The following is a 14,561-nucleotide window of genomic DNA, read 5'->3' on the forward strand; positions in this document are numbered from 1 at the left end:
CAACGCTGACAGCGGGTGCCTTGACACCGTGCCCGCGATTAAAGAACGGACGTCTATTTCAGAGTCGCGATTAATGCCGTTGAGATCGCCCGACCCAGAACTTGGCGGTTCTCGCGGACATCCATCATAGTCACGTGGTCGCCTGGAATCGGCACGGCATGAATGGCCTTTGCACTTAGAATTCGGTCCCAACCCCGCAAAGGCGAAGTTGCTTCTGGACCTAGCGACGTTCTTCGAGAACGTGTCCGACTGCTAAGAGGCCGGCTCGCATAGAACTGGTGTATCTCAACTGAGAGGGACGGAACTTGATATAAGCGCAGCGCCTGTTGGAACTGCGTGGCCCTTTCATACGTCAGAATATCATTGCGTAGATCACGCTCCGGCGTGATCGCCCCCATCTTTTGAGCCTTTTCAAGCAGTCCGGAAATTGAGCTTTGTCCAGCGAAGCGGTTGAGGATTTCGAACTTCTCGTCACTCAATTCGAGAGACTCCAACGCTAGTTCTTGTATCATTTGGGTGGGTGATGTTCTTGATGGACTTGCAAATAACACAACGTCAATCAGGCCGATGAAGGAAACAGCTTCGTTGAGGTTTAGTAAGTGCTGCGCGATTGCATAAGCCAAGATTCCTCCTGATGAGTATCCAGACAACCGATATGGACCTCGTGGCTGGATCTCGCGAATCGCCAAGCTCGCTTGCGAGGCGATCTTTTCAAGAGTTGAAAATTGAAATGCACCGAATTGCGGCCATGGCAAAGCGTAGACAGGACAGTCGACGTCCATTTCTTGCGTCAAACTGGGGACATAGGAGCAATCGCCCAAACCTGTGGGAACAAAGAACAGCGGCGGCTGCGATCCGAATTCTCGAGCACAAATCGCTCTCAAACAGCTGAGCTGTGGCGCCAAATGAACTTTCGATGCAACTTCCTTCAGAAGGGGGGCTTGGAAGAGGTCGGCGGCGCTGAACTTGAGCCCGAGATCGACTGCGCGACTGAGCAGTTGCACCACTAGGAGCGAGTGGCCGCCCAGTTCGAAGAAGTGGTCGTTGCGTCCGACCCGCTCCAGCCCGAGAAGCTCGGCCCAGATCCGTGCCAACGCCGTCTCGACTGCGCCCTGCGGCGCCTCATAGGCCGCCCGTGCATAGGCATCGTCAGCCGGCGGCGGCAGTGCCTTGCGGTCGAGCTTGCCGTTCACCGTCAACGGCAGCACCTCAAGCCGCACGAATGCCGACGGCACCATGTAGTCCGGCAGCCGGCTACTCAAGTGCGCGCGCAAGGTGTTGGCAAGGTCAGGGCCATCCACCTCATCCGATTGAGCTTCGGGCGCACACACCACATAGCCGACGAGGTGCTTGTCGCCGCGGCGATCCTGTTGCGCCACCACCACCGCCTCGCGCACCAAGGCGTGTTCGCAAAGCCGCGCCGCGATCTCGCCCGGCTCGATGCGGAAGCCGCGGATCTTCACTTGGTCGTCATTGCGGCCCAGGAACTCCAGATTGCCGTCCGGCAGATAACGCCCGAGGTCGCCGGTCCTGTACAGCCGATCGCCGTCCACAAAGGGACTGGCGATGAAGCGCTCGGCCGTCAGCTCGGGGCGGTTCAGGTAGCCTCGCGCCACTCCCGCCCCGCCAATGTAAAGCTCGCCCACCGCCCCGAACGGCACGGGCGCGCCATGCCCGTCCAGCAGGTACACCCGCGTGTTCGCAATCGGACGGCCGATCGGGACCACTGCCCCATTAAAATCAGCCGGACAATTCCAGACTGTTGCGCAGACTGTTGTTTCGGTCGGGCCATAGGCGTTGACAATTGATGCCGGGGCAAGACTTTGGATCAGTTCAGCCTTCGGCAGCTCTCCAGCAAGAATGAGAACTTGTGAAGTCAAACATTCCAGATTCTTGCTTGCCTGAAGCATCGCTGGGGGTAGCGTCGCATGGGTGATGTCTTCGCTCCGGAGATAATCCGAGAGCTTGTCACTCGCTTGACGGATCTCGTCCGCAGGCAAGTGCAATGCGGCTCCAGAGCCAAACGCCATAGCAAGCTCCCAAGCGCTTGCATCAAACCCAACGGAGGCGAACTGCACCACGCGCCTGTTGGAAGAAGCGCCAAAAAGACCGACCTGAGCCAACATCAGATTGACCAACCCCCGATGCTCGACCATCACGCCCTTTGGGTTTCCGGTTGAGCCTGAGGTGTAGATCACATAGGCGAGATGGCGCGATGTGAGGCCGAGCGTGCGCGGGTCGGGGTCCGAAGCCGGCCGTTCGGCCCAGACCGGCGTGGCCGTCTCCAGATCGACCACTGTCACATCGATCAGCACCTCGGGGCCGAGTGCGGCGCGGCCGGCGGCATCGCAAAGCAGCAGCCGCGGCGCGGCATCGCCCAGCACTTGGCGCAGCCGCCGAGATGGGTAGGCCGGATCCAGCGGCAGATAGGCCCCGCCCGCTTTCAGGATCGCCAAGAGCCCCACCACCATTGCCGGGCTGCGCTCCAGGCAGATCGCCACGGGCTGATCGGGCCTTACTCCGAGTGCGATCAGATGATGCGCCAGCCGGTTGGCCCGCGCGTTGAGCTCGCCATAGCTGACGCGCTCGTCCTCGTGGACCATCGCCACCGCCTCCGGCGCCTTTTGCACCTGCGCCTCGAACAGCTCATGGATGCACCGCTCCGACGGATAGGCCGCCGCCGTCCGGTTCAGATCCTCCAGCAGGTAGCTGCGTTCGTCGGCCGGTAGGATGTCGAGCTCGCGCACCGGCGTGTTGGGGGCATGCTCCAGCGCCTGCGCCAGTTGCTCGAGCGCCCGCTGCATATAGCCGCAGAGGCGATCCGCAGAGACCGGCGCCGCCACCTGCGCCGTCAAGCCGAGCGCTTCGCCATAATCCTCCACCGACAGCGTCACGGGATAGTTGGTGCGCTCCTCGGCGCCGAGCCATTCCACGCCTGACAGGACATCATCCGGTCCGGGGCCGGGCGTGGCTGCCGGCCTGTTATGGCGGTAGTTCAACAGCGCGCTGAACAGCGGCGCCGGCGCCGCAACGCCGCTGCAGCGCTGCGCCAGCGCCAGCGAGGCATGCTCGTGCGCCAGCAGCTCGGAAAGCTGCGCGTGGGTGCTGCGCACGCTCGCCGCAACCCCGGTCTCGTCCAAGGCAAGCCGCACAGGCAGGGTGTTGATGAACAGGCCCATTGTGCGGTCGGCGCCCGCACCCGCATGCATCCGGCCGAACAGCACCGTGCCGAACACCACCTGCTCGCGGCCACTGCTGCGCGCCACCACCTGCCCCCAGGCCAGATGGCACAGGCTGGCCAGGCTCACCCCGAGCCGCCGCGCCTGTTCGCGCAGCCGCGCGTTGAGCGCCTGCGGCAGCATCCGATGCGCCTCGCCGACGCCGCTGCCGTCGCCGTAGACCTCGCTCAAGCCGAACGGCATGGTCGGCTCGTCGATGTCGGCCAGCAGCCCTCGGAAGAACTCTTCATGCGCCTTGGCATCAACAGCAAGACGCGCCTGCGCCACCAGATTACGGAACGGCAGCGGCGCGGCCAGTTCATCGGCCCGCCCTGCCAGCATGGCCCGCACCTCGGCATGCATCACTTCCAGCGTCGTGTGATCCCCGATCAAATGATGCTGCAGCTCCAGCAGCAGCCAGCGCCCGCTGCCGGGATCGCGCGCGGTCACAAACCGCAACAAGGGTGCCCGGCCAAGATCGATGCGCTGCCGGCGCGGATCAAACCGGCGCCGGAGCTCATCGGCGGCGCAACCATCACAGCCCTCCAGCTCGACCTCGCTCACCTGAAGCGAGGCACGACGCCACACCACCTGGGCCGGGCTCGACAGTCCGTCCCAGACAAAGGCCGTGCGCAGGATGTCGTGCCGGTCCACCACGTGCTGAACCGCACCAAGATAGCGCTCCAACAGGCTGCGGTCGGCAAACGCCATCTGCGACACCAGCAGATAGGGATCACCCTGGCTGGCCAGCAGATGATGGAACAGGATGCCGTCCTGCAGCGGCGTCAGCGCATAAATGTCCTGGATGTTGCGGACGCCACCAGGCACCGTGGCGACGATCCGGTCGATCTCAGGCTGGGCCAGCTCGATCAGCGGCAGCATCTGCGGCGTGATCGCCGTACTCTGCTCGGTGATCAGGTTGGCAGGCACCGCCACTTCATGAGGACGGCCAAGGCTTGCGGCAAAATCGGCCAGCACCGGCGTGGCGAACAGCGTCGACAGCGGCAGTTCGACTCCAACAGCCTGCGACAGCCGGCTCGACACCTGCACCGCGAGAAGCGAGTGGCCGCCCAGTTCGAAGAAGTGGTCGTTGCGTCCGACCCGCTCCAGCCCGAGAAGCTCGGCCCAGATCCGCGCCAACGCCGTCTCGACTGCGCCCTGCGGCGCCTCATAGGCCGCCCGTGCATAGGCAGCGTCAGCCGGCGGTGGCAGTGCCTTGCGGTCGAGCTTGCCGTTCACCGTCAGCGGCAGCCCCGATAGCCGCACGAACGCCGACGGCACCATGTAGTCCGGCAGCCGGCTACTCAAGTGCGCGCGCAAAGTGTTGGCAAGGTCAGGGCCATCCACCTCATCCGATTGAGCTTCGGGCGCACACACCACATAGCCGACGAGGTGCTTCTCGCCCGTGCGATCCTGTTGCGCCACCACCACCGCCTCGCGCACCAAGGCGTGTTCGCAAAGCCGCGCCGCGATCTCGCCCGGCTCGATGCGGAAGCCGCGGATCTTCACCTGCTCGTCATTGCGGCCCAGGAACTCCAGATTGCCGTCCGGCAGATAACGCCCGAGGTCGCCGGTCCTGTACAGCCGATCGCCGTCCACAAAGGGACTGGCGATGAACCGCTCGGCCGTCAGCTCGGGGCGGTTCAGATAGCCTCGCGCCACTCCCGCCCCGCCAATGTAAAGCTCGCCCACCGCCCCGAACGGCACGGGCGCGCCATGCCCGTCCAGCAGATACACCCGCGTGTTCGCAATCGGACGGCCGATCGGGACCACTGCCCCATTAAAATCAGCCGGACAATTCCAGGCCGTTACGTCGATAGCAGCTTCCGTGGGACCATATAGATTGTGCAGACCAGTCCAGGGTAATACGCGCCGAACCTTCTGCGTAAGGGAGGCAGAAAGCGCCTCGCCACTACACACGAGACGCTGCAGGGATGTGCAGCGATCAACGCCCTTCGTGTCCATGAAGCTGGCCAGCATGGATGGTACGAAGTGCGCAGTGGTGATGCGCTCGCCGATTATCAAGTCTACAAGCGCATCTGGGTCTTTGTGCTCACCAGGAAGCGCCAGCACCAGGGTTGCCCCTTCAAGCAATGTCCAGAAGAATTCCCAGGCCGAGACATCGAATCCGAACGGGGTCTTCTGCAAGACGACATCAGCCGCACTGAGTGCATAGGCCTTTTGCATCCAGATCAGGCGATTGATAATAGCCCGATGCTCATTCTGTACCCCTTTGGGAGTTCCGGTTGAGCCTGAGGTGTAGATCACGTAGGCGAGATGGCGCGATGTGAGGCCAAGCGTGCGCGGGTCGGGGTCCGAAGCCGGCCGTTCGGCCCAGGCCGGCGTGGCCGTCTCCAGATCGACCACTGTCACATCGATCAGCACCTCGGGGCCGAGTGCGGCGCGGCCGGCGGCGTCGCAAAGCAGCATCCGCGGCGCGGCATCGCCCAGCACTTGGCGCAGCCGCTGAGATGGGTACGCCGGATCCAGCGGCAGATAGGCGCCGCCCGCTTTCAGGATCGCCAAGAGTCCCACCACCATCGCCGGGCTGCGCTCCAGGCAGATCGCCACGGGCTGATCGGGCCTTACTCCGAGTGCGATCAGATGATGCGCCAGCCGGTTGGCCCGCGCGTTGAGCTCGCCATAGCTCAGGCGCTCGTCCTCGTGGACCACCGCCACCGCCTCCGGCGCCTTTTGCACCTGCGCCTCGAACAGCTCATGGATGCACCGCTCCGACGGATAGGCCGCCGCGGTCCGGTTCAGATCCTCCAGCAGATAGTTGCGCTCCTCAGCCGACAGGATGTCGATGCGGCCGACCGCCTGGCCTGCATCGGCAGCCATCGCCCGCAGCAGCGCCAGTAGATAACCGCGCTGCCGCTCGATCGTCGCCTGATCAAAAAGCGCCGTGGCATAACTCAGTGTTCCAGCGATTTCCTCGCCCTGCTCGCTAAGGCTCAGCTCCAGATCGAACTTGACTTGATCGAACGCCTTCCCGGCAGCCTCCACACTCAGTCCTGGCAGCTCCAATGACCCAACCGCATTGTTTTCCCAGGCCAACATCACCTGCACCAACGGCGTGTGGTCAAGAGCCCGGGGCGGCTGCACGATCTCCACCACCTGCTCGAACGGCAGGTCCTGATGCTCCTGCGCAGCCAGCGCCGTGCGCCGCGTCCGCTCCAGAAGCTCCGACACGCTCGGCTCGCCCGACAGGTCCAGCCGAAGCGCCAGGGTGTTGACGAAGAAGCCGATCAACTCTTCGATCTCGCGCCGGCAGCGATTGGCGCTCGGCACGCCGATCGCAAGGTCGTCCTGCCCTGACAGACGCGACAGCACCGTCGCCCAGCCCGCCAGCACCGTCATGAACAACGTCGTGCTATGTTGCCGGCTCAGCCGCTTCAAGTCCCGCGTCAGATCCGCATCGATGACAACAGGAATACTGGCCGCAGCAAACGACTGCTGGGCGGGCCGCGCACGGTCCGTCGGCAACACAAGAAGGGGCGTGCCTGACAGGGCGTTGCGCCAATATTTCGCCTGCTTCTGCAGCCGTTCCCCCGACAGCCATTGGCGTTGCCAGGCGGCATAATCCGGATATTGGATCGCCAGCGGCGGCAAAGGATCGTCCTGTCCAGCCTCGAACGCCCGGTAAAGCTGACTGAGTTCACGCGCCAACACGCCCATCGACCAGCCGTCCGAAACGATGTGATGCTGGGTCAGCAGGAAGACGTGTTCCTCATCTGACATCCACACCAGACGCCCGCGGATCAGCGGCCCCTGCGCAAGATCAAACGGTGTGCGCTCCTCTTCATGGCACAGATCCAAAAGTGCCGCTTCCGCATCCGGCCTCTGCCGTAGATCGTGTTCAAGCACCGGCAGTCCCGCATCCGGCGGCAGGATCTCAACCCGGGGCTTGCCCTGCGGCGCGACAAAGACACTGCGCAGCGCCTCATGACGCGCAAACAGACGGTCAAGGCTGCGCTGCCAGGCGCTGCGATCGAGGACCCCGCGCAGCCGCAAGGCTAGCGGAATGTGATAGTGCGTGCTGCCTTCGTCCAGCTGCGCTAAGAACCACAGCCGCTGCTGCGCAAACGACAGCACAAGCGGCTCATGACGCGATACGGCTGCAATCGCCGGCACGTCTTGGCGACCGGAGCGGCTCAACACCTCGACGATGCTTGCGGCCAGATCGGCCAGCACCGGCGTGGCGAACAGCGTTGGCAGCGGCAGTTCGACCCCAACAGCCTGCGACAGCCGGCTCGACACCTGCACCGCTAGAAGCGAGTGGCCGCCCAGTTCGAAGAAGTGGTCGTTGCGTCCGACCCGCTCCAGCCCGAGAAGCTCGGCCCAGATCCGTGCCAACGCCGTCTCGACTGCGCCCTGCGGCGCCTCATAGGCCGCCCGTGCATAGGCATCGTCAGCCGGCGGCGGCAGTGCCTTGCGGTCGAGCTTGCCGTTCACCGTCAGCGGCAGCCCCGATAGCCGCACGAACGCCGACGGCACCATGTAGTCCGGCAGCCGGCTACTCAAGTGCGCGCGCAAGGTGTTGGCAAGGTCGCCATCCACCTCATCCGATTGAGCTTCGGGCGCACATACCACATAGCCGACGAGGTGCTTGTCGCCGCGGCGATCCTGTTGCGCCACCACCACCGCCTCGCGCACCAAGGCGTGTTCGCAAAGCCGCGCCGCGATCTCGCCCGGCTCGATGCGGAAGCCGCGGATCTTCACTTGGTCGTCATTGCGGCCCAGGAACTCCAGATTGCCGTCCGGCAGATAACGCCCGAGGTCGCCGGTCCTGTACAGCCGATCGCCGTCCACAAAGGGACTGGCGATGAAGCGCTCAGCCGTCAGCTCGGGGCGGTTCAGGTAGCCTCGCGCCACTCCCGCACCGCCGATGTAAAGCTCGCCCACCGCCCCGAACGGCACGGGCGCGCCATGACCGTCCAGCAGGTACACCCGCGTGTTCGCAATCGGACGGCCGATCGGGACCACTGCCCCATTAAAATCAGCCGGACAATTCCAGACTGTTGCGAAAGTCGTCGTCTCGGTCGGGCCGTAGCAGTGAATGAGACGTACGGGACCTTCTTCTTTCAGCAATCTCAGAAATGAGCGAAGATCATTGCGCTCTCCTCCACAGAGGAGGTACTTGAGTTGGGCTAACGTCGGAGCAATCGATGATGTATGTTGATTGAATAATGCTGTTGTTAGAAAGAGTGACGTCACCCGGTGCTGTTTAAGCGCCCGGGCAAAGCTGCCAGGATCTGTGACAGCTTGCATTATAACAATGCAACCGCCGTTAAGCAGCGGCGCCCACACTTCGAATGTGCTTGCGTCGAAGGCGGGATTGCCGGCCCATGCCACACGATCCCCCGCCTCAATCTTCGCATATCCATTATTGATCACCAGCCGGTTGACAGCACGATGAGGAACAAGAACTCCTTTGGGAAGGCCGGTTGAGCCGGAGGTGTACATGATGTAAGCGGCAGCCTCAGCGCTCAACGCTAGGCCAGGATCGGAACTAGATCCCGTTCCAACTATGAGCGGCTCAATCGCCAGAACAGGTATCGTCGCCTCAACCAGATCATCACCGTCAATCTCGCTAAGCACCAGGCGGGCAGCACAATCAGCCATCAGCCATTCTTGTCGCGCGGATGGAAGGGCGCGATCAATCGCGCACATACACTCCGCCCGTCTTCAGGATCGCTAGCTGCGCCACCACAAGAGCGATGGAGCGATCAAGCAGTGTCGCAATTTTATCCCCCGGCCTTACTCCGAGTGCGATCAGATGATGCGCCAGCCGGTTGGCCCGCGCGTTGAGCTCGCCATAGCTCAGGCGCTCGTCCTCGTGGACCACCGCCACCGCCTCCGGTGCCTTTTGCACCTGCGCCTCGAACAGCTCATGGATGCACCGTTCCGACGGATAGGCCGCCGCGGTCCGGTTCAGATCCTCCAGCAGATAGCTGCGTTCGTCAGCCGGCAGGATGTCGAGCTCGCGCACCGGCGTGTTGGGGGCATGCTCCAGCGCCTGCGCCAGTTGCTCGAGCGCCCGCTGCATATAGCCGCAGAGGCGATCCGCAGAGACCGGCGCCGCCACCTGCGCCGTCAAGCCGAGCGCTTCGCCATAATCCTCCACCGACAGGGTCACGGGATAGTTGGTGCGCTCCTCGCTGCCGAGCCATTCCACGCCCGACAGGACATCATCCGGTCCGGGGCCGGGCGTGGCTGCCGGCCTGTTATGGCGGTAGTTCAACAGCGCGCTGAACAGCGGCACCGGCGCCGCAACGCCGCTGCAGCGTTGCGCCAGCGCCAGCGAGGCATGCTCGTGCGCCAGCAGCTCGGAAAGCTGCGCGTGGGTGCTGCGCACGCTCGCCGCAACCCCGGTCTCGTCCAAGGCAAGCCGCACAGGCAGGGTGTTGATGAACAGGCCCATTGTGCGGTCGGCGCCCGCACCCGCATGCATCCGGCCGAACAGCACCGTGCCGAACACCACCTGCTCGCGGCCACTGCTGCGCGCCACCACCTGCCCCCAGGCCAGATGGCACAGGCTGGCCAGGCTCACCCCGAGCCGCCGCGCCTGTTCGCGCAGCCGCGCGTTGAGCGCCTGCGGCAGCATCCGATGCGCCTCGCCGACGCCGCTGCCGTCGCCGTAGACCTCGCTCAAGCCGAACGGCATGGTCGGCTCGTCGATGTCGGCCAGCAGCCCTCGGAAGAACTCTTCATGCGCCTTGGCATCAACAGCAAGACGCGCCTGCGCCACCAGATTACGGAACGGCAGCGGCGCGGCCAGTTCATCGGCCCGCCCTGCCAGCATGGCCCGCACCTCGGCATGCATCACTTCCAGCGTCGTGTGATCCCCGATCAAATGATGCTGCAGCTCCAGCAGCAGCCAGCGCCCGCTGCCGGGATCGCGCGCGGTCACAAACCGCAACAAGGGTGCCCGGCCAAGATCGATGCGCTGCCGGCGCGGATCAAACCGGCGCCGGAGCTCATCGGCGGCGCAACCATCACAGCCCTCCAGCTCGACCTCGCTCACCTGAAGCGAGGCACGACGCCACACCACCTGGGCCGGGCTCGACAGTCCGTCCCAGACAAAGGCCGTGCGCAGGATGTCGTGCCGGTCCACCACGTGCTGAACCGCACCAAGATAGCGCTCCAACAGGCTGCGGTCGGCAAACGCCATCTGCGACACCAGCAGATAGGGATCACCCTGGCTGGCCAGCAGATGATGGAACAGGATGCCGTCCTGCAGCGGCGTCAGCGCATAAATGTCCTGGATGTTGCGGACGCCACCAGGCACCGTGGCGACGATCCGGTCGATCTCAGGCTGGGCCAGCTCGATCAGCGGCAGCATCTGCGGCGTGATCGCCGTACTCTGCTCGGTGATCAGGTTGGCAGGCACCGCCACTTCATGAGGACGGCCAAGGCTTGCGGCAAAATCGGCCAGCACCGGCGTGGCGAACAGCGTCGACAGCGGCAGTTCGACTCCAACAGCCTGCGACAGCCGGCTCGACACCTGCACCGCGAGAAGCGAGTGGCCGCCCAGTTCGAAGAAGTGGTCGTTGCGTCCGACCCGCTCCAGCCCGAGAAGCTCGGCCCAGATCCGCGCCAACGCCGTCTCGACTGCGCCCTGCGGCGCCTCATAGGCCGCCCGTGCATAGGCAGCGTCAGCCGGCGGTGGCAGTGCCTTGCGGTCGAGCTTGCCGTTCACCGTCAGCGGCAGCCCCGATAGCCGCACGAACGCCGACGGCACCATGTAGTCCGGCAGCCGGCTACTCAAGTGCGCGCGCAAAGTGTTGGCAAGGTCAGGGCCATCCACCTCATCCGATTGAGCTTCGGGCGCACACACCACATAGCCGACGAGGTGCTTCTCGCCCGTGCGATCCTGTTGCGCCACCACCACCGCCTCGCGCACCAAGGCGTGTTCGCAAAGCCGCGCCGCGATCTCGCCCGGCTCGATGCGGAAGCCGCGGATCTTCACCTGCTCGTCATTGCGGCCCAGGAACTCCAGATTGCCGTCCGGCAGATAACGCCCGAGGTCGCCGGTCCTGTACAGCCGATCGCCGTCCACAAAGGGACTGGCGATGAACCGCTCGGCCGTCAGCTCGGGGCGGTTCAGATAGCCTCGCGCCACTCCCGCCCCGCCAATGTAAAGCTCGCCCACCGCCCCGAACGGCACGGGCGCGCCATGACCGTCCAGCAGGTACACCCGCGTGTTCGCAATCGGACGACCAACGAGAGGCAACTGGGGCCAACATGATGGGTCAGCTGCAAGGTGGTGCTCGGCAATGACGCTGATTTCCGTGGACCCGTATTGATTGATCAATCTCGCCTTTGGGTGTGCTTCGAAGAAGGCCCTAAGCAGTGGAGTGGCCTGCAGTTGCTCACCCGCTGTATAAACCTCACTTAAGGAGGGCAGCTTCACTTGCTGCGCGCCCCAGACCTCCGCAAAATGGTTCAATGCTACGAATGGGAGGAACAATCGCTCGATCGCCTCCTTTTTGATGAATTCCAGCAACTCGGGGAAATGGCTACGGGTCTCTTCCCGCAGAAGTACGAGCAGTCCACCGTCTTTCCAACAAATGAACATTTCCTGACAGGACACATCGAAGTTGAGGGTAGCGAATTGAAGTGTGCATCGTTTTGACGTGCCAATCCCCGCGAGCGAATTCACAAGCGAGCCGTGGGACACTTCTACGCCCTTTGGCGTTCCAGTGGAGCCTGAGGTGTAGATCACGTAGGCGAGATGACGGGATGTGAGGCCAAGCGTGCGCGGATCGGGGTCCGAATCCGGCCGCTCGGCCCAGACCGGGGCGGCAGTATCCAGATCGACTACGCTGACGTCAGCCACAGCCTCGGCGCCCAACGCGGTTCGACCGGCGGCGTCGCAAAGCAGCAGTCGCGGCGCGGCATCCTCGACAATCTGCCGCAGCCGCGCCGACGGATAAGCCGGATCGAGCGGCAAATAGGCCCCCCCGGCCTTCAGGATCGCCAAAACACCAACCACCATTGCCAAGCCGCGTTTCAGGCAGATCGCCACCGGCTGGTCCGGCTTGACCCCGAGTCCGATCAGATGATGCGCCAGCCGGTTGGCCCGTGCGTTGAGTTCGCCATAGCTCAGTCTCTCGTTCTCATAAACCGCAGCCAACGCCTTCGGCGCCGTTTTCGCCTGCGCCTCGAACAGCTCATGGATGTACCGCTCCGACCGATAAGGCGTCGCCGTCCGATTCAATTCTTCCAGCAGATATTTGCGTTCGTCTGCCGGGAGAATATCCGTGCGGCCGACCGGCTGCCCCGCATCGGCCATCACACCATTTAACAAAGTCTCCAAATGCTGCGTCATGCGGCCGATCTGCCTCGGCGCAAATCGGCTGGCATCAAAATGCCAGCGGAAGCTCCCATCCAGAGCGCAAACCTCAAACGTCAGCAAATCGCCGCATAGGGCTGGACCAGCTTTGTGACTCGTCATCAGATCGCCAGCCACCGAACAGCTCTGTGTCGTGATTGTGATGCCAATCGGCCAGGGTCGCTGCGAGTGTAGCGCCTCCACACCTCGCAAGGACGGGCAGCGCGCGATAAGATCCCGGGCAAAGCTACCGTGCGCCCTCAGCTGAGCCAATTCGGCCGCTACGGTTTTGCGCACTTCTTCAAAATCATTAGCAAGGTCAATCGTCACTTCCATCGGCACGACAGAAGAGATCAACACCTCCATCACCTTGGAGGCAGCTTGCGAACCATCCGATGCAGGCGTCCATCCCAGCTGAAGCTCTCTTTCTCCGGTGATGCGGGCGAGATAGATCAGCCAAGCCGTTGCCAAGGATTCCGAGCGATCGCGTGGGGACAGTTTAGCCAAAGCACTTGGAGTGAACCACGAACTCGACTGCCATTCGGGCGGCGACGCGGCCACGGACGATGACAAGAAAGGAGGACGCAATGTTCTAAACTGCCCGAGCCGCTGTCGCCAAAAATCCTCCAGAGGCGCCAGCATTTCGTGGGCGGCAGTTATGCTCCGCGCCTGTTCATCGCTCAAGATCGGAAGGCGGCTACCTTCATCCACATTGAAGTGCCTGGCGAGGGCTCGCGCGTCCAGCTTCTGCCCATCGGGTTCCTCAAAGTAGACTTCGACATCCTCGGTGCCCGTCGCCACACGCCAATGGCTCGCGTGGACTTCAATGAGGGAGCCTGCCGGACGGCCCGCGCTTCGAGCCAACACCTTCAAGTTCCTGACTTCGACGGCCTGATCGCCTATGAGAACCTTGGGCAGACACATTGGATTAAGATCATGCGGCCCAAAGCCTAGGGCCCGTGTCATGGCCGATATCTCTTGCGCGGATTGATCCCATCGCAGACAGCCTGCGGAATCTGGCCGTCGATGTCTCGGAAAGTAGCTTCTGTCCACCAGTGCCTGCGGATAGGCTAAAAGCTCCCCGTTCTCGAGGCCAGTTAAGAGCTCGCGGAAGCCTTCGACCGCGGCTTCATGGCATTTAAGATTCAGGCTCAGTGCCGTATCGGTGGGCGCAATCAACACCTGGCGCTGAACCACGATGTCACCGGTATCAATACCGTCATCGATCAAGTACCACGTGATGGCATATTCGGTCTCACGCGCCAGCAGCGCCCAGGACGTCACGTGCGTTCCCGCATATCGTGGCAATGGACCGTCGTGGTAATTAAAAGCACCTCGACGAACCCACTCCAATACATCCGCCGGCAGTATGAACGGATTGGCAACTGAAAAAATGAAATCTACCGGCGCGGCCTTCAAAAAAGAAGAGAGCTCTTCAATGCTTGCTATAGACGGGATGTTCGAGCGAACAGCCCAATCGCGGAATACGCCGTCAGCACACAAGGCTGCACCAATGACGTGGCCCATCTCAATTGCCAGCTGCACACATCTGATAGCGAGCGTACCACTGCCGACAACGACGGCAGAGGAGATCGATCGCGCAGGTAATCTGTCCTGATCGCCTGGTTGGCAGACGCTCCCGCGCGCCGGAGATACCCGATACGACATCTTCACCGCTCCTGCAGTCAATCCATCAAGCTGGGCATTCCCACCATGGGCGTCGCGCGACGAAGCGACTCAAATCAGCCACACTGGTTCGAATATGCTCAGGATAACCGCGCCCGCCGTCGCTTGCGCAATATAGGGGTATTGGCGGTGCCGAAGCTCTTGGGCGCAGCCAAGATCTTCCCAACGTCGCGGGCAGGCCGCACGCCTCAGATATCGTCTCCGGCAGAATCGCAACTGCCATTTCAGCCTGGTCTGAGTAGAGATCATCGAACGACAGCTCCTCCGTCAACGCGCCTTCATAGAGGAGACTACGCATGTACTGTGCCAAAGGAGGAATC

Annotated in this window: 2 protein-coding genes; both read right to left on the reverse strand. The window is 62.9% G+C overall.

Annotation, left to right across the window (positions count from 1 at the left end):
- Positions 1–53: 53 nt before the first annotated feature.
- A complete protein-coding gene (locus tag ACVWYQ_RS17485) occupies positions 54–8,843 on the reverse strand; it encodes an amino acid adenylation domain-containing protein (RefSeq protein ID WP_456726113.1) in 8,790 nt (2,929 codons plus the stop codon).
- Between the two features lie 34 nt (positions 8,844–8,877).
- A complete protein-coding gene (locus ACVWYQ_RS17490) occupies positions 8,878–14,082 on the reverse strand; it encodes an amino acid adenylation domain-containing protein (RefSeq protein WP_456726114.1) in 5,205 nt (1,734 codons plus the stop codon).
- Positions 14,083–14,561: the final 479 nt, after the last annotated feature.

Source organism: Bradyrhizobium sp. USDA 3397 (genome assembly GCF_054060965.1).